This window comes from Psychromonas sp. CNPT3 (genome assembly GCF_000153405.2).
In the GTDB taxonomy this organism is placed as follows: domain Bacteria; phylum Pseudomonadota; class Gammaproteobacteria; order Enterobacterales; family Psychromonadaceae; genus Psychromonas.
In genome coordinates this window covers 1,344,671-1,365,819 of sequence record NC_020802.1, presented here as the reverse complement: position 1 = coordinate 1,365,819, position 21,149 = coordinate 1,344,671, and the positions used below count along the sequence as shown (strand labels likewise).

Annotated in this window: 18 protein-coding genes; 5 read left to right on the top strand and 13 right to left on the bottom strand. The window is 39.5% G+C overall.

Translation table 11 applies throughout. From position 1 onward, the window contains the following. Positions 1–170: 170 nt before the first annotated feature. A complete protein-coding gene (locus PCNPT3_RS06035) occupies positions 171–1,001 on the bottom strand; it encodes a GGDEF domain-containing protein (RefSeq protein ID WP_015464982.1) in 831 nt (276 codons plus the stop codon). Between the two features lie 132 nt (positions 1,002–1,133). Between PCNPT3_RS06035 and PCNPT3_RS06030 the strand changes: the two genes are divergently transcribed. Continuing rightward, positions 1,134–2,426: a M18 family aminopeptidase gene (locus PCNPT3_RS06030; protein WP_015464981.1), complete on the top strand. Its 1,293-nt coding sequence runs from the start codon at positions 1,134–1,136 to the stop codon at positions 2,424–2,426. 62 nt (positions 2,427–2,488) lie between these two features. Here the strand turns inward: PCNPT3_RS06030 and PCNPT3_RS06025 are convergent, their stop codons facing one another. Beyond that, the gene (locus PCNPT3_RS06025; protein ID WP_015464980.1) at positions 2,489–3,163 is read right to left on the bottom strand and encodes a 7-cyano-7-deazaguanine/7-aminomethyl-7-deazaguanine transporter; all 675 of its coding nucleotides are present in this window, start codon (positions 3,161–3,163) and stop codon (positions 2,489–2,491) included. Between the two features lie 376 nt (positions 3,164–3,539). Then, positions 3,540–4,253 carry a DUF3581 domain-containing protein gene (locus PCNPT3_RS06020; protein WP_015464979.1) on the bottom strand — a complete coding sequence of 238 codons (714 nt, stop codon included), beginning with the start codon at positions 4,251–4,253 and terminating at the stop codon, positions 3,540–3,542. 150 nt (positions 4,254–4,403) lie between these two features. Here PCNPT3_RS06020 and PCNPT3_RS06015 point away from each other — a divergent pair, with 150 nt between their 5' ends. The 4 genes from PCNPT3_RS06015 to PCNPT3_RS06000 all read left to right on the top strand — a co-directional run bounded on the left by PCNPT3_RS06015 (position 4,404) and on the right by PCNPT3_RS06000 (position 9,439). After that, positions 4,404–5,060 (top strand): regulatory protein RecX, encoded by a 657-nt coding sequence (locus PCNPT3_RS06015; RefSeq protein WP_015464978.1) that lies wholly within the window; start codon positions 4,404–4,406, stop codon positions 5,058–5,060. An 11-nt stretch (positions 5,061–5,071) separates the two neighbouring features. Next, positions 5,072–6,490 (top strand): DNA repair protein RadA, encoded by a 1,419-nt coding sequence (gene radA, locus PCNPT3_RS06010; protein ID WP_015464977.1) that lies wholly within the window; start codon positions 5,072–5,074, stop codon positions 6,488–6,490. A 120-nt stretch (positions 6,491–6,610) separates the two neighbouring features. Then, positions 6,611–7,969 (top strand): molecular chaperone, encoded by a 1,359-nt coding sequence (gene yegD, locus PCNPT3_RS06005; protein ID WP_015464976.1) that lies wholly within the window; start codon positions 6,611–6,613, stop codon positions 7,967–7,969. A gap of 270 nt (positions 7,970–8,239) precedes the next feature. After that, positions 8,240–9,439, top strand: a complete 1,200-nt coding sequence (locus tag PCNPT3_RS06000) for a multidrug effflux MFS transporter (RefSeq protein WP_015464975.1) — start codon at positions 8,240–8,242, stop codon at positions 9,437–9,439. 31 nt (positions 9,440–9,470) lie between these two features. Here PCNPT3_RS06000 and PCNPT3_RS05995 read toward each other — a convergent pair whose 3' ends face one another. The 10 genes from PCNPT3_RS05995 to galE all read right to left on the bottom strand — a co-directional run bounded on the left by PCNPT3_RS05995 (position 9,471) and on the right by galE (position 20,417). Beyond that, positions 9,471–10,475: a substrate-binding domain-containing protein gene (locus PCNPT3_RS05995; RefSeq protein WP_015464974.1), complete on the bottom strand. Its 1,005-nt coding sequence runs from the start codon at positions 10,473–10,475 to the stop codon at positions 9,471–9,473. Between the two features lie 237 nt (positions 10,476–10,712). Continuing rightward, positions 10,713–11,645 (bottom strand): ribokinase, encoded by a 933-nt coding sequence (gene rbsK, locus PCNPT3_RS05990; protein ID WP_015464973.1) that lies wholly within the window; start codon positions 11,643–11,645, stop codon positions 10,713–10,715. 74 nt (positions 11,646–11,719) lie between these two features. Further along, positions 11,720–12,598: a ribose ABC transporter substrate-binding protein RbsB gene (gene rbsB, locus PCNPT3_RS05985; protein ID WP_015464972.1), complete on the bottom strand. Its 879-nt coding sequence runs from the start codon at positions 12,596–12,598 to the stop codon at positions 11,720–11,722. Between the two features lie 56 nt (positions 12,599–12,654). Then, positions 12,655–13,638, bottom strand: a complete 984-nt coding sequence (rbsC, locus tag PCNPT3_RS05980; protein WP_015464971.1) for a ribose ABC transporter permease — start codon at positions 13,636–13,638, stop codon at positions 12,655–12,657. Continuing rightward, entirely contained in the window at positions 13,635–15,140 is a 1,506-nt protein-coding gene (rbsA, locus tag PCNPT3_RS05975; RefSeq protein ID WP_015464970.1) for a ribose ABC transporter ATP-binding protein RbsA, read from the bottom strand. The genes rbsC and rbsA overlap by 4 nt, the downstream gene beginning before the upstream one ends. Positions 15,141–15,162: 22 nt before the next feature. Beyond that, positions 15,163–15,567 (bottom strand): D-ribose pyranase, encoded by a 405-nt coding sequence (gene rbsD / locus PCNPT3_RS05970; RefSeq protein WP_015464969.1) that lies wholly within the window; start codon positions 15,565–15,567, stop codon positions 15,163–15,165. Between the two features lie 408 nt (positions 15,568–15,975). Next, positions 15,976–17,049 (bottom strand): galactose-1-epimerase, encoded by a 1,074-nt coding sequence (gene galM / locus PCNPT3_RS05965; RefSeq protein ID WP_015464968.1) that lies wholly within the window; start codon positions 17,047–17,049, stop codon positions 15,976–15,978. A gap of 58 nt (positions 17,050–17,107) precedes the next feature. Further along, positions 17,108–18,259 carry a galactokinase gene (galK, locus tag PCNPT3_RS05960; protein ID WP_015464967.1) on the bottom strand — a complete coding sequence of 384 codons (1,152 nt, stop codon included), beginning with the start codon at positions 18,257–18,259 and terminating at the stop codon, positions 17,108–17,110. A 28-nt stretch (positions 18,260–18,287) separates the two neighbouring features. Continuing rightward, positions 18,288–19,349: a galactose-1-phosphate uridylyltransferase gene (gene galT, locus PCNPT3_RS05955; protein WP_015464966.1), complete on the bottom strand. Its 1,062-nt coding sequence runs from the start codon at positions 19,347–19,349 to the stop codon at positions 18,288–18,290. A 54-nt stretch (positions 19,350–19,403) separates the two neighbouring features. Beyond that, on the bottom strand, positions 19,404–20,417 hold the full coding sequence (gene galE / locus PCNPT3_RS05950; RefSeq protein ID WP_015464965.1) for a UDP-glucose 4-epimerase GalE: 1,014 nt from the start codon (positions 20,415–20,417) through the stop codon (positions 19,404–19,406). Between the last annotated feature and the right edge of the window lie 732 nt (positions 20,418–21,149).

The window sequence follows — 21,149 nt, the reverse complement described above, 5'->3', positions numbered from 1 at the left end:
TGAGTTTACTTTTTACGAAGGGATAAGAAAAGTAAAAATATAACGACTGTCTTTAATGACGCCTATATTAGTACCCTCTATTTAATAATGCACCTGTTTTTAATGTTTATTTTTAGGTGTTCAAAACGATTATCTTACGCGTCCATAAAGGCCCAATAATACAAAGACCTTTATTCAAATGCCACACAATTTCGGCCACTTTTTTTAGCCGAGTATAAACATTTATCCGCGCGCTGAAAAAGGAGCTCACTGGAATATTCACATTCTGTGTAACTCGCCACCCCAAAGCTACAACTTATCTTTTGCGCTAAAAAAAAAGTATTATTCATATCTTCATCGGTCGTTTCTAACGTCAACTCACTGTCGTCTAATTGATAAGCAGCAATATGATTTAACCCATAATGGCCCAGTTTCAAGGTATTGTGTATTAACAGACGCATGCGTTCAGCGGCTGCGAGTGCACCTTCAAGATTGGTATTAGGTAGAATAATAAGAAACTCTTCACCCCCATAGCGATAAGCCACATCACAAGGGCGTAGACCTTTGGATAAAATGCGCCCAAATAATGTTAACGTATCGTCACCTACCGCATGTCCATAAGTGTCATTCACCTTTTTAAAGTGATCAATATCACACATCACCAAGGCAAAATCATCACTTTGGCATTGGTAAACTTCATTTCCAAAGCGTTGTAATTTACGCTTTAAAAACTCTTTCTTTTGCAACCCTGTCAGCGGGTCAAGGGCCAGTCTGTTGATTTCATTTAGATTTTTAGCTGCCAAATCGACACGGCCCGATGCAATCAAATAATTGTGAATATCTAAAAAACCATAATTCATAATATCTTGATAAAACACATTACATTGCGCTTCAGAGCCATCTCTTTTTTTGTGGCCTTTAGGTAATTGTTTGATGAAATCTAGCTGCGAGAAAAACTCATCTCCAAAATGAAACCCCCTATCTAACCAGATTTTATCTCCCGCTGCATTTAAAAGATCCATTTTCTCTCCAGAGTAGATAAATTACGGATCTCACACAGATCCACTGTAAAAATGTGGTTAAATATTATCAAGCAGATACAATCAATCTATGATCAACCGAATTCACACTATTATTCTTATAAAAGAGATCACATGAATAAACAATCATCAATATTAGCAGACAAATTAATCGATTTCATTGATTTAAGCCCTGTTTCCTACTTTGCCGTTAAAAATATCATGCGAAAATTAGAAAATCAAGGATATCAACATCTTAATGAAGGAGATATCTGGAATATTACGCTCGGTGGGAAATATTATATTACCCGTAATGAAAGTGCCTTAATTGCTTTTCATTTAGGATCAAAAAAACCTCAAGACAGTGGTTTTCATTTAGCCGGTGCACATACCGATAGCCCACATTTGAAGCTTAAAAATGAAGCATTGCAAAAAGTAGCCGGTTGTTTAAAAGTCAGTATTGAAACATATGGTGGCGCCATCAATAGCACTTGGCTTGATAGAGATTTATCGTTAGCGGGACGTGTTTCAATAAAAACAGCGCAAGGCATCGAAAGTCGGTTAATTGATTTTAAACGCCCTATTGGCATCGTTCCAAACTTAGCTATTCATTTAAACCGTGAAACAAATAAAGGCATTGAATATAATAAGCAAACACAACTTGCCGTGATTTTATTTGCAAGCGCTCAAGATGTCGATGAAAAAACCTACTTGAAATCGATGGTCGCGAATGAAATGAACTTAGATAGCGACGCTATTATTGAAATGGACTTGTTCTTTTATGATTGCCAAAAAGGGGCTTTTATCGGTTTAGATAAAGACATGATAGCCACCAGTCGCCTTGATAACCTTGCCATGTGCCATGCTATTTATAGCAGTTTCTTAACCGCCACATCGCCGATAAGTACTAATATCGCGGTCTTCTTTGACAGTGAAGAAATTGGCAGTCAAACCATGATGGGGGCAGATTCAAATTATTTAGATGCCTTATTAAAACGCATTAACTTCTCATTAGATGGCACGTTAGAAGATGATCTGCGCGCACGCCATAAAAGTTTCTTTATTAGCTGTGATGGCGCCCATGCATTACATGCCAACTTTGTAGAAAAACACGATCCCGCTTATGCGCCTTGTTTAAATCAAGGTCCCGTTATCAAAATGAGTGCGAATTTCCGCTACGCAACCACAGCGAGTAGCAGCGCGAAATTTATTCAACTTTGTGATAAGGCAAAAGTACCTTATCAAAAAATGGCAAACCGATCTGATCTTCCCTCGGGCAGTACGATAGGACCCACAGTATCAGCAACACTCGGCATAGAAACAATTGATGTCGGTAATGCAATGCTAGCAATGCATAGTATAAGGGAGCTACAAGGCACATTAGATCATTTCTATATGCACCAAGTGCTCAGTGAATTTTATAAATAGTGGTACGCTGAAGTAAAAGCACGGAAGACCTCTCCTCTTCGGTGCTTTTTTACGCGTTAAGTTTATATGTTTTTGGTTTTACGCAGAGCTTCAGAGAGAGAGGGACTCAGTAAACGTTGCTCAAGATATTTTAATAACATGCCATAAATAGGTAAAAACAGCGCTAAACTGACCACCACTTTAAACATATAATCAAAGAATGCGATTTCAGGCCAATGCGTTGCCATGAACATATCAGTCGATCCGTAAAATGCCACGCTAAAGAATACCAGCGTATCAATAGAGTTACCTAATAATGTTGAGGCTGCCGGAGCTACCCACCAAGAGCGCGTTGCTCTTAATTTAGCAAACACCGTAATATCCATTAATTGACCAATCAAATAAGCAATAAAACTTGCAAAAGAGATGCGAAATACAAAGCTATTAAAGGTTTGTAATGCATCAAGCCCTAAATACCCACCTTGATGAAAAATAACACCCATCAAATAAGAAAGTAATAATGCAGGTAGCATGGCTTTTAAAATGATTTTACGCGCACTACTTTGACCAAAAATACGCACGGTAAGATCAGTGGCTAAATAAACAAAAGGAAAGCTAAAGGCTCCCCATGTATTATGAAAGCCAAAAATTTCTAAAGGGATCTGTACCAAATAATTACTAGCGCAGATAATAAAGATATGAAATGTAACCAGCACGAAAAGTGCACGGCGCATTTGCTGTGTCGAAAGTGATAACATATTGTGACCTTTTTATGTACTTATAACCGCGGGGTGAGGGAACCCGCTATGTTTAAAAAAATTGCAACGCGTAGTATAGCGAGGATGTTACGTCAATGCAAAAAATGTCGCATTTATTCTTTTATGACATAAGTATTTAGCCATGTTGCCTCAAATACATTCTCTGCCACTCGAACGAGAACAGGTCAAGCATCACCTTTGTAAATGCTTATTCCCTTTTCATCGAATGCAATAAATATCAAGGTAGAATAACGCGGTTGCATCTTGAAATATCATGGGTGGGTATATTCATTATTTTACGAAGAGAGAAACATTCAACATCCATGTTGATATTTATCAGGGTAAAAACGACTGCGCAGATTTTGTTAAATAAGGATCAAAAATTATTACGCCCCGCTTCATACGCGTCAGCAAAGTCTGTGATCGCTTTATGATCATAAGCTTTCAACCCTGCTACTATTAATTTTTTAACACCTGATCCAATTTTTTGTTGGTCAGAAAAAAGCGTGAAGTTTAAGAAATTATTAGCACGTTTACCATCTACTTGCATTTCCGTACTTTCTAATTTTAGTTGCATCTCTTTATCAGTGTCTAAATTCACTAAATCATCAAAATGGAAACTCATACTGTTATACATAACCAACGGTCTAGCTGGATTAAACATCACTTGATGCTCTTTCATTAAAGGCATGAGTAAACTTGGAAAATTTTGTCCCGAAAACGAAACATAATTTTTTATCATTGATTCAATAAAAGCAGGCGTTTTGTTGATAGCACCACTGCGCACAATCTCTAATACCGCTTTACCCGCTTCATTTGTGATCACGATGACATCACTCTTTGTATCCGGAAAAATCAATCCCATATCCGCACTTACCATGCTAGAAAAAGAAAAACGCATCGACTCACTGATCCCATAAAAATGCAATGCCAGAGAAAATAAAAGATCCCCTGGAACACAGAAACGTTTATTGTCTGGATCATGGATAGGGTTAAAGTCTGAACACTCAACTTTAGCAAAGCGACTCGCTTGCAATGCCGAAATACGGATCACTGCATTTTCTTGATGATAATAAGGCGTTAATAGCATTATGGAACCTTTTATGGTGCTAAAAAACGCGCAGTATAAAAAAAAAATAACAAAAATGATAGTGAGAAATAAAATTTGTACATAATAGCATTGGCTTTATTCACAAATACTGTTCATAATAACAGTATTTGTTTAAAGTAGAAAAAAGGTATGTCTTTTAATAAACCGATAAAAAAAGCCACCGATATTGCGGGCGTAAAGCGCAGCGCTTTTTGGCATTTAAGTCGTCGAGATCACAGCGAATATGAGCTCCGTCTGAAGTTGGCTCGAAAAACAGAGAAGCAAGATTGGATCGATGCAGTGATCGAAGAATGTTTTAATTATCATTACCTTGATGATGAACGATTTATTAAAAATTACATACGTAGCGCACAAAATAAACGTTTAGGGCCACAACGTATTACCCAAGGTTTAAAGCTAAAAGGTCTCGATATAAAAAGCGCAGAGCTCACGCACCTTGACGACTTTGACTACCAGAAACAAGCCTTAGATCTACTCACTCAAAAATATAAAAAACCCTTGTTTAATACTCATCTAAAACAAAAAGCGATGCTTTTTTTACAAGGTAAAGGATACTGTTTTGATGATATTTTTATTGTAATAGACACATATAATGAAAACTACTCACGAGAGGAATACGACGCTAAAAGTGAAGCGCTTCTCTTACTACAAAAGAAATTTCATATGCGCCTTAATGAACAAAAACAAAAAGATAAAGCGACGCGATTTTTAATCGCACGTGGCTACTCATTTAGCGATGTAAAAGACGCACTACATATTTTTAATAACACTATCGATGATGCATAAGAAGAAGAAAAATGGCCAAAGCAAAAATTAAAATCGCATATGTCTGCAGTGACTGTGGCGCAGACTTTACAAAATGGCAGGGACAGTGCAGTGAGTGTAAGGCGTGGAATACCATAACAGAATTTAGAGAAGCTGCGGTATCGAGCACCTCTCGCTCACTTAATGCTGCCATTTCACGTACAAAAAACACGAGCTATACCGGTATCAATAGCCAAGGTGTACAGCGTATGGACAGTGTTAAAATTGAACAGGCTGCTCGCGTCAGTACCGGTTTGAGTGAATTAGATCGCGTCTTAGGTGGAGGCATCACATTGGGGTCGGTCGTTTTGATCAGTGGCGATCCCGGCTCTGGTAAAACAACCTTGCTGACTAAAGTCGCCCAAATTATGTCACAAACGATGGTAACCCTTTATGTCACCGCCGAAGAAAGCTTAAGTCAGTGGGCAAAACGTGCAACAGAGCGTTTAAAATTAAATTTTAATGAGCTTAATTTTCTCCTTTCAGATACCGATTGTATTGAAGATATTGTCAATCAATGCCTTGATAACAATGTGCGATTTTTAATTGCCGATTCTATCCAAGCCTTTGAATCAAACAGCGTTGACGGCACCGCCGGCGGGATAACACAAGTAAAAACCTGCGCTAAAATATTAAACCGTTTATGTAAGCAACACGGGATCACCCTAATATTAGTAGGCCAAGTGAATAAAAACTCTCAAATGGCAGGACCACAAACACTAAAACATATCATTGATACCGCAATCCATATTGAAGTTAATGATGCCTCCGTGCGTATTTTACGCGCAGACAAAAATCGTTTTGGTGACACCGAGCAAGTCGGTATTTTTCAAATGACCGAATTTGGGATGCATTCTGTTGATAATCCGAGTCGCCTTTTTCTTTCCGGCAGTGAAGAGCATTTTGAAGGCTCTGCCATTGCCGTTATCAAAGATGGCTCACGTAATCTGCTCATTGAAATTCAAGCGCTGGCAACGGATGTAGAAGGAGAGAAGTCCATTCGTAACTGTATCGGGGTTTCCTATAGTCGTTTGTCATTGATCACCGCCGTTCTTAAGAAACATGGTGGTATTTCTACCTACTATGATATTAACATTAGCTTGGTTGGCGGACTAAAAATGGCGGACTCTGAAACATCGACCGATATGGCAGTAACAGCAGCCCTACTCAGTTCTATCAACTCAAAACCACTTCCCGAAGATGCTGTGTTTATTGGAGAGCTTGCCTTGACGGGGGAATTACGCCAGATCCCACAAATTGTTCCGCGCGTCAGAGAAGCGCTCAGTCATGGTATTAAACATATCTTTATTCCCGCTGTCGCCTACCACAAGTCGATGCAACAATATGTTAAAGCAGGCCAATCTATTCACCCTCTAAAAGATATTAAAGCATTAATAGAGGCTTTAAATTAACGACTTAGGGTATAAATAAGTGTTATGCACAAGGTATTTATTACGTTATCTGTTGTATATAAATGCGTTAATCAGTATGCTACGCGCCTTAAAAAAATGTAGAGAAGAGAAAGAAGTAATATGATTGGTTTTGATTATGGTACATCAAATTGTGCTGTCGCTGTCATGGAAAATTCGCAACCGAAATTAGTCCAACTGGGTGAGCATGGAAATTATATTCCCTCAACGTTATATGCTCCTGCACGCGAGATGATTGTAAACTGGTTACATCAACATTTGCCAGAAGAGCAACAAAATAAATTTCAATTAGATCGAAAGTCTGCATTAAATAAAGGCCAAGTTTGCTTAAATGAATTACGCGAAGATGCGATTGAAAGTGAAATATTTTTTGGTAAAAAAGCATTACAATCTTATTTAGAGGCGCCTGATGAAGGCTATTATATAAAATCGCCGAAGTCTTTTTTAGGGTTTAGTGGCTTAACAACACAACAAATTCAGCTCTTTGAAGACATTGTGGCAACCATGATGGCCAATGTAAAACAACTAACAGAGCAAAAACTACAACGCCAAATAACACAAACTGTCATTGGTAAACCGGTTAATTTTAAAGGCATCAATGGTGACAAAAGTAATGCTCAAGCCCTAACAATCCTAAGCAATGCTGCCAAACGCGTTGGTTTTAAAGACGTTGAGTTTTTATTTGAACCCGTTGCTGCAGGCTATGAATTTGAAGCCTCATTGCAGACTGAAAAACGTGTTTTAGTGGTCGATATTGGTGGCGGGACAAGTGACTGCTCCATGATGTTAATGTCACCTAAATTAAGTTTAATGACCGATCGTAGTAGCCACCTTTTAAGTCACTCAGGCGAACGCATTGGTGGTAATGATTTCGATATTAACTTAGCATTAAAAGGGATCATGCCAGAGCTGGGTTTAACGAGTTTACTTAAAAACGGTAAACCGATGCCGACACAATGTTATCGTAATGCCGTTTCTATCAATGATATTGTGGCTCAAACACACTTTTACAGTGCGCAAAACAAACGCTTTATAATGGAAATGATGCGTGATACCCGCCAGCCGGAAAAATTACAACGCTTGCTTCTCTTACAACAAGAGCGCATGACATATCAATTAGTGAACAGTGCAGAGCAAGCGAAGATAAAATTAAGTGCAAGCACGACGCAGAGCATCGATTTACATTATTTAGAAGACAATCTAAATTGCATCATAGATTTACCGCTATTAAAAGATGCCAACCAACATTTACTGCGTAATATTATAAAGTTAATGCAACAAGCGGTAGACTCAGCGCAATGTCAGCCTGATATTATCTTTATTACCGGTGGCACTGCAAAAATAAAAGTCTTACAAGATATTATTCAAGCTCAATATCCTCAGGCACAATTAGTCATCGGCGATCACTTTGGCAGTGTTACCTCCGGTCTTGCTCGTTGGGCGGAGCGGATCTACCGATAACTTTCCGTTATGATCCAAAGGCAATATGAGTAAGCCTACGGATCACTACTTCTCGCAGAATTATAGTGGCTTAAATTGATGCTTTACAATAATGAATATGTTGAGCGCTCTAAATATCCAAGCTTACGACTGATGAATGCATTTTTAGGGGTAAAGCTATCTTTATGCGTATAATTTTTTAAACAAAGATCCTTAGCAAAAAATCTATTTCCACAGACCGCTCAAAAATACACCTTACCTTTTGATTGAATAACACGTAAACTGCCTTTTATGCCAACAAAAAAGCACCTCTTCAAAAAACTGCCTCTCGCGTTAGCAATGATGATCATTGCAACCGGGCAAGTTGGTGTCAGTATCTACCTACCTTCCCTGCCACTTATCAGCCAAGACTTAAACATATCCGCGACTAACACACAATTTATTGTCACCTTTTATCTCTTAGGCTTTGGTGCCTCGCAACTTTTTTATGGGCCTTTTTCAGATGCTATCGGCCGGCGACCGGTTTTTTTACTTGGACAAGGTATTTATCTACTGGGCACATTGCTTTGTGTTTTAAGTGCAAATAATTTTAACCTATTAATTTTCGGACGTTTACTGCAAGGTTTAGGAGCAGGGAGTGCATCCGTACTTGGACGCAGTGTTATTCGTGATAGTTATCACGGCATGCAACTGACGCAAGCAATGTCTTATCTTTCGGTGACCGCATCAATTTTACCGATTTTAGCCCCCGTTGTAGGCGGCTGGGTTGCTTTTCAATTAGGCTGGCCAGCTGTTTTTTCTTTTGTGCTTATTTATCTTTTGGCTATCTTTGTACTTGGCTATTTTGTTTTACCCGAAACAATGCCTTATGCTGTTAGCAAATTTAAGGTACTACAAACCCTTAAAAATTATTATTATCTCGCAAAAAATTATCAAGTAGTGAGCGCTGCGAGCTACAACTGGATCTCGTATTTGGCTACTTTAGTGTCTATTTCCTTGCTGCCTTTTTTATTACAAAATGGTGAGCATTTAAGTAGCGCAGAGTATGGGCAGGTGATGATAATCCCCTCAATGGGTTTGCTCATTGGCAGTTTATTACTTAATACGTTGAATAAATATTTTTCTTCGTTGACGTTAATTCTTCTTGCGGCCTGCATTATGCTGCTCGCAGGCGCATTTTTAATGCTGACCCAAAGCAGTGTGTTTACCCTTGTTACTGGCTTTACATTACTTGCTATTGCACAAGGGATCAGTTTCCCCATTTCAATAAGCCTATTATTGGCCCCACACACGAAACAAGTGGGCGCGGTGTCGGCTTTTTCTGGGGCGGTGCAGATGTGTCTTGCGGGTACTCTGGGGGCTTTTTTAATAAAAAATTTGGTTTATGATCAACAAAGACTCGGTTTATTTTACATCATTACCGGTCTGTTAATGGTATTGGTCTTAACACATGGTAAGTATCGAAAAAATAAAACATCAACAAACCCATGAGTAACCTCGAGTCGTCATGGGTTCACTCATTTTAGCGCATATCTTTGACGCTACTGCGCGTTATCAATATAGGCTCTAAGTCTATGTCCACATCTTCACTACGCTGTGTTTTTATTTTATCGAGTAAGGTATTAAACGCCTGACGACCTAAGTTAAATTTTGCTTGATGAATAGTCGTTAAAGGGGGAATAAGAAATTCAGCCAACTGGATATCATCATAACCAATAATAGAAAGATCATCGGGCACGCGCAGTCCACGTTTCGACGCAGCGCTAATAACGCCCATCGCCATCATATCGTTACACACAAAAATGGCACTCGGTAATGTGCCACTGTTATATATTTTATCGAACGCTTGCATGCCACCAGCACACTCAAAATCAGCAGAAACAATCCAACGAGACTTAATGTCTAAGCGCGCTTCTTGCATCGCTTTTTTATAGCCAAGTAAACGCATTTTTGACGCTTGTTTATTTAAAAACCCCGTAATACATGCAATCTGCGTATGGCCTTTTTCGATAAAGTGTTGAGTGGCTAAATACCCGCCTAAAAACGAATTATCTTGAATTTTATCACAGGGAAAATTAGGCTCACCTAAATCGAGTACCACGGTTGGAATAGTGGCATGTTTTGCAAAAATATCGACTTTTTGACAAGAAAGATCACCACTCATGAGTAATAAACCATCCACTTTTTTTTGTAATAACATATCAATGTTACAACTCAGACGTTCGCTATCACCTTCCGTATTACATAAAAGTAAGCTATAGCCCTCTTCATAACAACGTCTTTCCACTCCCTTTACGACTTCCGCAAAAAAAGGATTGGTTGAAGTGGTAACCAACATACCTAAGGTACGTGTGTTTTTTAACTTTAAGCTACGAGCAAGTGCCGAGGGCGTATAATTTAAGGTTTCGACGCCCAGCATAACGCGCGCCGTAATATCAGGGCTGACATATCGGGTTTTATTAAGCACATGACTCACCGTTGACGTTGAAACCTGTGCGTATTTTGCCACATCTTTGATTGTTGCCATTTTGTCTCACTTACATAAGGATCTGCACGCCAAAGCTTACTGTTTATAATACGTACTGAGATTGATTTTCAAACAGATTAAGAGCAATTTAAACTGTCATTCATGTTGCTATTTTAGCATGATCAAACACTTACAAACCTGATCAAAAGCAAGACACATAAAAAAACACCCTTTTTACGACTTACGCGCGTAGCTTATAACCTCAATAAGATCAATAAGCTTCAGCGCGTAAAAAAATTAATCTGCAATAGGTTGATGTAAGAGTAAAAACGCATCTATCTGTGCGCGCGAAGGAATAGACGTTTGTGCGCCCTTGCCCGTCACCGTGATAGCAGCTGCTGCATGTGCAAAATAAATCGCGTCTTTTAATGTTTCGCCTTCGAGTAAGCGCGCCAGTAATGCGCCATTAAAAGTATCGCCAGCTGCCGTAGTATCAATGGCTTTTACGATAAAGCCTTTAATTTGTTGTGTTGTTTTTTTATCACTTAACCAAACACCTTCTTTACCTAAAGTGATGAGCACAGTGCCTATCCCTTTCACATGTAAGTAGCTTGCCGCTTTTTGCGCAGAGGCTGCATCATTCACCGCAATACCGGTTAATATTTCAACTTCCGTTTCATTGGGAGTGATGATATCAATAAGCGCTAATAATTCGTCTTTTAATGCGATGGCGGGCGCCGGATTTAAGACCACTTTGGTTGAAGATTTTTGCGCAATGCCGGCTGCCCAAAGAACGCCTTCAAGGGGCGTCTCTAACTGCATGAGTAGCATGTCTGCTTGCTCTATTAAGGCTTGATGCGGACGAATCTTATTAACATCTAAACGCGCATTTGCCTCTGCTGAAATACAAATACTATTTTCACCGGTATCGGCCACTTGGATCATTGCGATACCCGTAGGGCAATCTTTTTCAATCATCACCGCATCAACATTAATATTATCAGAGGCAAAACTTTGACGGATATTAAGTCCAAAGGGATCATCTCCTACACAAGCAATAAAACTAACATTAGCCCCCGAGCGAGCAGCAGCTACCGCTTGATTTGCACCTTTACCTCCAGGGATAACCGCATAACTATGCCCATGTAACGTCTCACCCGGGCGAGGGAAAGAGGGAACACAAAGTACATGATCCGCATTGACGCTGCCTAATACTACTAATTTATGCATCCTTTATTCCTTAGTTAATTTCCCGTTATAAAAAACGGCAAAGGGCAAACAACCCCCCTTTGCCGTAAAAAAGGTTATTTAACAACCATCATTAAAGCCACTGGGATATTTTTTTCTACACTTTTACCCGCTAATACAGCAACGGCAGTACTCACGCCAATTTCACCAATTAAAGCCGGTTGCTGGGCAATCGTTGCACTGAGTAAACCACGTTTAACCGCAGCCAAACCATCTTGGGTTCCATCAAAGCCGACTATCATAATATCTTTACCTGACGCTTGTACTGCGCGCACTGCACCCAATGCCATTTCATCGTTTTGTGCAAACACCGCTTGTACATCTGGTTTCGATGCTAAAAGGTTTTCCATTACGTTTAAGCCTTTTGTGCGATCAAAGTCAGCAGGTTGGCTTGCCAATAGCTGCATATTTTCACTTTTAACAGCTTGCATAAAACCTTCACCACGCTCACGAGCAGCAGACGTCCCCGCAATACCTTCAAGCTGGATAACTTTCACATTTTCACCCAATTTATCACTAATATATTTACCCGCTAATGCGCCACCAGCCACATTATCTGAAGCAATATGGCTCACAACCTCACCACGAGACGCGCCTCTATCTAAGGTAATAACCGGAATGTTAGCGCGATTTGCAACGCGTATTGCATTCGACACAGCATCGGAGTCTGTTGGGTTAATTAAAATAGCTTGTACACCGCGCACCACAAGATCTTCTACGTTAGCAAGCTCTTTACTTGGATCGTTTTGCGAGTCCAATACAATTATTTTATAACCGAGTTCAGACGCTTTTTTCTCTGCGCCCTCTTTCATGCTCACAAAAAATGGATTGTTCAATGTCGACACAACCAGTGCAAGCGTATCTTGCGCCATTACCGTCGCCGAGAAAGATGCTGAAATAACCGCTGCAGCCACTAAAGTTGTAATTGTTTTCATCTGATAGTCCTTTTATTTATAGATAAATGAGATCAACGATCTCCTGCGTACGTAAATTATTTTTCTTTATTGTCGACCAACACGGCTAATAATATGACCACCGCTTTAACAATCATTTGGTAATAAGATGACACATCGAGTAAATTCAGCGCATTATTTAATACGCCAATAATCAGTGCGCCAACTAAGGTGCCCATGATGCGTCCCTTACCTCCTGCTAAACTTGTACCCCCTAACACGACGGCAGCAATAGCATCTAATTCATAGCCCATCCCTGCTGTCGGTTGTGCAGATGAAAGTCGTGAAGTAATAATAATGCCCGCTAAGGCTGCCAATAACCCACAAATGGCATAAACCCCTACTTTTACTTTGGCAACATTGATACCGGATAACTGCGTGGCAGATTCATTACCGCCTAACGCATAAATATAACGGCCGAAGCGGGTGTGGTTTAGTAAATACCAAATACTTAAAAAAACCAAAGCCATCAACCAAACAGGGATTGGGATCGATAGGAAGTAACCCGTACCAAACAATGAAAACACGTCAGCTACATCCGTAAATCCTGTTGAAATAGGACGTCCATCGGTATACACCATAGTGACGCCTCGTAATAAGGTCATCGTCACTAACGTTGCAATAAAGGCTTGTACTTTGCCTTTAGCAATGATCATCCCGGTCATCGATCCAAGTACTAAACCTGCAAAAAGAGAGACAGGAACCGCAATGAAAACAGATATTTCAAGCCCTATCATCGTTGCTGAGAATGCGCCACACAATGCTAAAATAGAGCCAACACTTAAATCTATGCCCGCGGTTAAAATAACTAACGTCATGCCGGCTGCGAGAATAGCGATGACAGAGGTTTGACGAAGAATATTCAAAATATTATTGAGTGTAAAAAAATATTCATTTAAAAAAGACACGATCACTATCAATAAAATAAGGGCTATCAATGATTTTTGTTCAATTAGCCACGCTTTACTCAGACCACATCTTCTTTTATGTTTTACTTCTTTACCTAATTGTTGCTCATTCATATGCTTATTTCCTCCCTGTTTTTACCAATAGCACAAGCCATTAGTTTTTCTTGATCTGCATCTTTCGCGCTAAATTCACCACTGATTTTTCCTTGGTGCATCACTAAAATACGGTCACTCATTCCCAATACTTCGGGCATTTCTGATGAGACTAAAATAATGCTCATCCCTTGTGCTTTAAATTTATTGATCAATTGGTATATTTCTTTTTTGGCTCCCACATCAACGCCCCGCGTTGGCTCATCTAATATTAAGACTTTAGGCCGGGTTAAAAGCCCTTTCGCGATAGCCACTTTTTGTTGATTCCCCCCCGACAAATGTCCAATAATTTGCTTGCGACTTGGCGTTTTTATATTAAATAACTTAATAAAATCATCAACGGCCATCGCCTCTGCTGCGTGATCTAACTGCCAGCCTTTTGAAAATAGCTCGAGCGCACACAGCGACATATTTTCTTGCACTGATAAGCCTAAGATCAAGCCTTCCGCTTTACGATCTTCTGAAATATACGCAATGCCTAATGCCAATGCTTGTGCCGGTGTTTTTGGATCTATTTTTTTACCGTGTAAAAACAATTCACCTTGTTGACGTTTCAACGCGCCATAAATCATTTTCATGAGTTCGGTTCGTCCCGCTCCCATAAGCCCCGATATCCCGAGGATTTCACCTTCTTTTAAGGTAAAACTAATATTTTCAATTCCCTCTCCCGAGAGATTTTTAACGTCTAAACAAATTCCCTCATGTTGCACTGCAATACGCGGATACTGCTCTTCTAATTTACGCCCTACCATTAATTCAATCAGTCTATCTTCATCAATATCAGCCACTTTTTCTTGGGCAATAAACTTACCATCACGTAAAATCGTAATATCATCACAAATCTCAAAAATCTCTTTTAAACGATGTGAAATATAAACAATGCCATAACCCTCAGCGCGTAATTCATTGATGACTTTAAACAGAGATTGCGTTTCCGTCTCCGTCAAGGCATCTGTTGGCTCATCCATAATGATAACTTTAGCTTTAAACGATAACGCTTTAGCTATTTCAACCATTTGTTGCTCGCCTAAACTTAACTCTCCCAGTAACTTAGAAGAAGAATAATTAATATTTAAGCGTTGTAATAAAGCATCTGCCTGTGCATACATGCTTTTCCAATCAATCGCGCCCCATGCATGGGTAATTTCTCTGCCTAAAAAAATGTTTTCGGCAATACTGAGCTCTGCAATAAGGTTTAACTCTTGGTGTATAATGCTGATCCCGGCTAACTGAGAGTCACGAGGACCTGCAAAGTTAACGTCCTTATCGGCATAACAAATTGTTCCACTGTCTAATTGATAAATGCCGGTTAATACTTTCATGAGTGTCGACTTACCTGCACCGTTCTCACCGAGTAATGCCATTACCTTTCCGGCATATACATTTAGACAGGCGTTATCAAGCGCCTTAACACCGGGAAATGATTTATGAATATTATTTAACGAAAGTATTGCTTGTCTCATGTATTGCCTCATTCCCTTGTAATTAAAACACCACGCCAGATTGGAAAATGACATTCGCATAAGCGGTGCATTCTCCGGTGCGCACAACGGCTTTACTCTTAGCCGTACGTAACTTGAAATTTTCATGACTTATGTACTGCACATCGACATTTTCATGCTCAGCCAATAAATCTAATAATGCCTGATGTAATTGTGGGCTCACCGTTTTAAACTCACTCGCCAATAACACACCGGTGATCTGCATTTCACTTAATAAAACCTGTACCGTCGTTATAAACGCGGGCACACCATGTGTTAATGCTAAATCAATACGTTGCGTCGTACTTGGAATAGGTAAACCTGCATCACAGACTGTCACCTCATCAAAATGTCCGAGCGACGCTATCAAATAGGATAGTTCAGGGTTTAAAAGCGCGGTTTTTTTCATACTGATCACCTTAATTGTTCATTTATTTTATGAGTATAATCTCTATTTCTTCTTAAAAAATGCCATCGAAACGTTTGCGCAAACGTTTCGATAACAAAAGTATAACAATTTAAAAGCGCTTGCACCTGTTTTGAATAAAAGATGAGAGGTATCTCACGTGAAAAAACAAACACGTTAAATATTGAGATAAATAAGGGGAAATGTTTGCGTATTTTTTAGGCGATGAAATAAGATCTAAAAAACAGATGCAAGATATCGTCATAAATAAGAGAGGTAGTAGCAGATAAACTTAAGATAAAAAGTCAAAGACGTCATGCCACTTAAATAGGATATATTACGTTTAAAAAGAGAAGAAAAAACAAAGGAGGATTGAGTGCACCCGTCGACGCACTATTGATAAAGTTAAGCTTAAAAATGTAAGCTAAATAACGTCTTTTGTTGGTATAACTCACCAGGATATAAGATAGGATCCCCCAAGGGCCACTCTGGATGATTGGGCGCATCCGCTAAAAACTGCGCTTCGAGTGCAAACCCCGCTTGATTTTGATACTCGACTCCCGCAGGATTCACAATACCCGATAAATAATTACCCGTATAAAGATGCACACTCGGCTGCGTCGTCGACACACAGAGCCTGACTTTTTCATCACTCGATACAACTTCAACCACATTTTCATTTAATGTTGAAGAAGAGCGATTTAAAATAAAGCTATGATCATAGCCTGCCACCTTTTTTTGCTCAGCATCTGCCATAAAATCCGCACCAATATTTTTATAGGCTCTAAAATCAAAACTGCTATTTTCTACTTTTGAAAAGACCCCTAAAGGGATGCCACTGTTATCGACTGGCGCGTATTGATCCGCATTAATTTTCATTTTATGGGTTAAACAATTTTGGCCCGGGCAGCTGCCATCTAAATTAAAATAAGCATGATTGGTTAAATTCACGGGGCACGCTTTATCGACGCGCGCTTGGTACTCTATCGTTAAACTATTATCCGCACTTAAGTGATAGCGCACTTGCGCATTGAGTGTCCCCGGAAAACCTTGATCGCCATCTTTTGAAAGCAGTGTAAAAATAACCTCTTGTTCACTTACACTCTTTACCTGCCAGCGTAATTTATCAAAACCAAGTGTGCCACCATGCAATGTGTTGCCTTGCTGATTCAGATCCAGCTGATATTGCTGCGTGCCAATTGTAAATTGACCTTTATGAATGCGATTGGCATATCGGCCGATGGTCGCGCCTAAGTACGCTTGTTGAGCGCAATGCTCAGAAAATGTATTAACCCCTAATAATATTTCTCGAAAATCATCATCCACTAATAATTCACAACTCAACCAAGTGGCCCCGATATCCATCAAGGTAACTTGCATTCCCTGCTTATTTTTCAATACAAAAAGTTGTGCAACTTCACCATCACTTGCGACCTCTTCGCACATGCTTTGTAGTAATTTTTCTGATCGACTTATTTTTAACATTTTAAATCTCACTTTATAAATAACAAAGCCGAGTTAACCCGGCTTTCTTATTACTTATTTATAGCGTACTAACGCCCGCTTGTGCTTTACACACATAAACGCATTCTTTAAGTCCTGTTGCACTCTCATAGTTTAATGCCAACGCAGCTTTTATCGGCTCAACCAATGCAGGCGGTACTAAAGCCACGACGCAGCCACCAAAACCGCCCCCTGTCATACGCACACCACCTTGATCTCCCATTTCTTTTTTTACAATATCGACAATCAGATCAATTTCTTTTACGGTAATTTCAAAATCATCGCGCATTGAGATATGTGAATCTTGCATTAATTTTCCTAATAAACGCAGATCCCCCGCTATCAAGGCTTTAGCTGCCTCTTGCGTGCGAGCATTTTCACTGATCACATGGCGCGCACGTTTCGCCGTAACATCATCAAGGCCCGCAGCACGTTGCTCAAATTGTTGCATTGAAACATCACGTAACGCTTTAACGCCAAAAAACGACGCTGCTTGTTCACATTGCAGGCGACGCGTATTGTATTCACTGTCCACCAGCCCACGTGTTTTATTACTATTAATGATCATGATTGCAATATCTTTGGGCATTGAAACGGCCGTTGTTTGCAACGAGCGACAATCAATTAATAGCGCATGATCGATTTTACCTTGCGCTGAAATCAATTGATCCATGATCCCACAATTACAGCCCACAAACTCATTTTCAGCTTGTTGACCATTTAACGCTATCTCTGCCGTGCTCATGTTTAAATCATATAAAGTATTAAATGTGGCACCAATAACTACTTCAAGAGCCGCTGAAGAGCTTAATCCAGCCCCTTGAGGCACATTACCACTGACGACAAGATCAACACCTTGAAATTGATAGCCACGGCTTTGTAAGCATTTGATCACGCCACGAATATAATTAGCCCACATAAGATCCGGCTCAAATGAGATCTCTTCATCTAATGAAAACTCATCTTGTTGTGCGTCATAATCGAGTGCAATAACCCGTACTATATTGTCATCACGTTTAGAGGCTGCGACTACCGTTTTAAAATCAATGGCGCACGGTAAAACAAAGCCATCATTATAATCGGTATGCTCACCAATAATATTCACTCTGCCAGGTGCCTGTATGATATGGCTAGGTGCATATGCGAATAGCGCATTAAATTTAGTTTTTACTTGCTCTGCTAATGTATTCATATTTTTTTATACCTATCATTAAAAAAGATCATTTAGGGGATGTGTCTTTATAGTGAATATCACTGACATCTCGTAGCTTTTGAGCCGCTTGCTCAGCTGTAAGGTCGCGCTGGCTTTCCGCCAACATTTCATAACCCACCATAAATTTTCGAACACTCGCAGAGCGCAGTAAAGGGGGATAAAATAAGGCATGTAACTGCCAATGCTCAATATCTTTACCTTGTTCAAAAAATGGCGCGTAATGCCAGCCCATCGAATAAGGGAATGAACATTGAAATAAATTATCATAACGACACGTAAGCTTTTTAAGTGCAACGCCAAGATCATCACGCTGCGCCGGCGTTAGCTCACTCATGCGCCTAATATGTGTTTTAGGTAAGAGCATGGTTTCAAATGGCCAAGCCGCCCAATAAGGAACAAGTGCAACCCAATGCTCAGTTTCAACGACTATCCGTTTTTTATGTTGTAATTCAGCTTTCACGTAATCGACTAAAAGGCTCGTGCCTTTTTCATCATAATAAGCCTGTAGTAGCTTATCCTTACGCTCAACTTCATTGGGTAAAAAATTATTTGCCCATATTTGACCATGCGGATGAGGTTGCGAACAGCCCATTGTTGTGCCTTTATTTTCAAAAGCTTGTACCCAGATATAGTCTTTTCCTAAACTCTCAATTTGCGCATTCCATGTATCGATCAACGTACCAATACTTGCCAATGAAAGCTCTGGAAGCGTTTTAGAATGATCCGGTGAATAACAAATTACCCGGCTTAAACCGCGAACACCTTGAGACTGAAATAAACAATCATTTGATTTAGGCGCATCAGGAGAGATTGGCATCAATGCGCCAAAATCATTGGTAAATATATACGTCCCTTTATAATCTGGATTTATTTCCCCAGAAATACGTTTATTGCTTGGGCATAAAAAACAATCTTCAACATAATGGGGTAATGTTTCGATACTCGGCGTTTCATCTTGACCACTCCAAGGACGTTTTGCTCTATGCGGTGAAACTAAAATCCACTGCCCTGTTAATGGGTTATAGCGACGATGAGCATGCTCAGTAGGATCAAAGGTGATATTAGTCATTATTTTTCTCGACGATTAATTTAGTGATTATTTGAGATGATTAAAAAATAGAATTTAAACATAGCCCTGTGGATTTTTTTCTTGCCAATGCCAAGTGTCTGTTGTCATATCCAGTAATGTGCGCGTTGCCTTCCAATTTAATTCGCGCTCGGCTTTATCGGTACTTGCCCAGCACTGGGCAATGTCACCTGCTCTACGTGGGCAAATTTTATAAGCGATATCTTTTTTACACGCATCTGAAAAGGCTTTGATCATTTGTAGAACGCTGCAACCTTTACCCGTGCCTAAATTAAAGATATGTACGCCAGGCTTTGTTGATACGGCTTTAAGCGCAGCAAGATGTCCTTGGGCCAAATCCATCACATGGATGTAATCGCGTACGCCTGTCCCATCTTCTGTGGCGTAATCATCTCCAAAAACAGATAAAACCTCACGACGACCAACGGCAACCTGAGCGATAAAAGGCATTAAATTATTCGGAATGCCTTGAGGATCTTCCCCCATCGTGCCCGATGGATGAGCGCCAACAGGGTTAAAATAACGTAAAATAGTAATACACCAATCCGGTTGCGCTTTAAATAAGTCTTGAAGCATACCTTCAATGATATATTTACTGCGCCCATAAGGATTGGTTGTTGCACCCGTTGGCGTATCTTCCGTAATTGGCATCACTTCAGGCTCGCCATAAACCGTCGCCGATGAGCTAAAGACCACACTTTTAACTCCCGCTTCGTGCATTGCATTAAAAAGAACTAAAGAGCCATTAACGTTATTGTCATAATATTTAAGAGGCAGACTAACCGACTCTCCAACCGATTTAAGGCCAGCAAAATGGATCACCGAGACTATTTTCTGAGCATTAAAAACACTTTTTATAAATTTGGCGTCGCGAATGTCACCTTGGTAAAAAATGGGAAGCACCCCGGTCAACGCTTCAATACGCGTTAATACTTGTACTTTACTGTTACATAAATTATCAACGATAATTGGCTCAAAACCGGCTTCAATTAGCGCAATGCAGGTTAAGCTACCTATGTACCCCAATCCACCCGTGACTAATATTTTCATGACAACCCCTTTTTATGTTTAATTCCTTTAAAAAGATGCCTTTTAAAGACCTTTTCATGCAATGTAAACGTTTACATTTTCAGGGATTATATGCTAAAAAAATAAAAATAACGCTACACAGTTAACATAAATGCTTTTTTTTATCATTTTTTAAAAATAAAGGAGGCTTTGCATCTAATGCTTTAGACAAAAATAGATAATAGTTATCGTTTTTAGCTCTGAATATAGCAAGCATATACAGCAAAAAGGCCTCAATATTTAAGCCTAAAAAATCCACTTAATATAAGTACTAGGCAGGCTGAATGCGCTAGGTAATAAGGATCCGTCCCTTTGTCTTTTTTATATACACACTGTCATTTAGATATAAAAAAACCCACTCAACATAAATACTAAGTAGGCGAAATGGGAACGGTGATAAGGATCCGCCCCTTTGTCTTTTTTATATACACACTGTCATTTAGATATAAAAAACCACTCACATAAATACTAAGTAGGCATAAAAAAACTCACTCAACATAAATACTAAGTAGGCGAAATGGGAACGGTGATAAGGATCCGCCCCTTTGTCTTTTTTATATACACACTGTCATTTAGATGTAAAAAATATTTAGGTATAAAAAAACCCACTCAACATAAATGCTGAGTGGGTTGAATGTGGTCGGTGATAAGGATCCGCCCCTTTGTCTTTTTTATATACACACTGTCATTTAGATGTAAAAAATATTTAGGCAT

Bases quoted from the DNA above. Each gene is read 5' to 3' on its own strand.
- PCNPT3_RS06035 (WP_015464982.1), bottom strand. From the start codon at position 1,001: ATGGATCTTTTAAATGCAGCGGGAGATAAAATCTGGTTAGATAGGGGG.
- PCNPT3_RS06030 (WP_015464981.1), top strand. From the start codon at position 1,134: ATGAATAAACAATCATCAATATTAGCAGACAAATTAATCGATTTCATT.
- PCNPT3_RS06025 (WP_015464980.1), bottom strand. From the start codon at position 3,163: ATGTTATCACTTTCGACACAGCAAATGCGCCGTGCACTTTTCGTGCTG.
- PCNPT3_RS06020 (WP_015464979.1), bottom strand. From the start codon at position 4,253: ATGCTATTAACGCCTTATTATCATCAAGAAAATGCAGTGATCCGTATT.
- PCNPT3_RS06015 (WP_015464978.1), top strand. From the start codon at position 4,404: ATGTCTTTTAATAAACCGATAAAAAAAGCCACCGATATTGCGGGCGTA.
- radA (WP_015464977.1), top strand. From the start codon at position 5,072: ATGGCCAAAGCAAAAATTAAAATCGCATATGTCTGCAGTGACTGTGGC.
- yegD (WP_015464976.1), top strand. From the start codon at position 6,611: ATGATTGGTTTTGATTATGGTACATCAAATTGTGCTGTCGCTGTCATG.
- PCNPT3_RS06000 (WP_015464975.1), top strand. From the start codon at position 8,240: ATGCCAACAAAAAAGCACCTCTTCAAAAAACTGCCTCTCGCGTTAGCA.
- PCNPT3_RS05995 (WP_015464974.1), bottom strand. From the start codon at position 10,475: ATGGCAACAATCAAAGATGTGGCAAAATACGCACAGGTTTCAACGTCA.
- rbsK (WP_015464973.1), bottom strand. From the start codon at position 11,645: ATGCATAAATTAGTAGTATTAGGCAGCGTCAATGCGGATCATGTACTT.
- rbsB (WP_015464972.1), bottom strand. From the start codon at position 12,598: ATGAAAACAATTACAACTTTAGTGGCTGCAGCGGTTATTTCAGCATCT.
- rbsC (WP_015464971.1), bottom strand. From the start codon at position 13,638: ATGAATGAGCAACAATTAGGTAAAGAAGTAAAACATAAAAGAAGATGT.
- rbsA (WP_015464970.1), bottom strand. From the start codon at position 15,140: ATGAGACAAGCAATACTTTCGTTAAATAATATTCATAAATCATTTCCC.
- rbsD (WP_015464969.1), bottom strand. From the start codon at position 15,567: ATGAAAAAAACCGCGCTTTTAAACCCTGAACTATCCTATTTGATAGCG.
- galM (WP_015464968.1), bottom strand. From the start codon at position 17,049: ATGTTAAAAATAAGTCGATCAGAAAAATTACTACAAAGCATGTGCGAA.
- galK (WP_015464967.1), bottom strand. From the start codon at position 18,259: ATGAATACATTAGCAGAGCAAGTAAAAACTAAATTTAATGCGCTATTC.
- galT (WP_015464966.1), bottom strand. From the start codon at position 19,349: ATGACTAATATCACCTTTGATCCTACTGAGCATGCTCATCGTCGCTAT.
- galE (WP_015464965.1), bottom strand. From the start codon at position 20,417: ATGAAAATATTAGTCACGGGTGGATTGGGGTACATAGGTAGCTTAACC.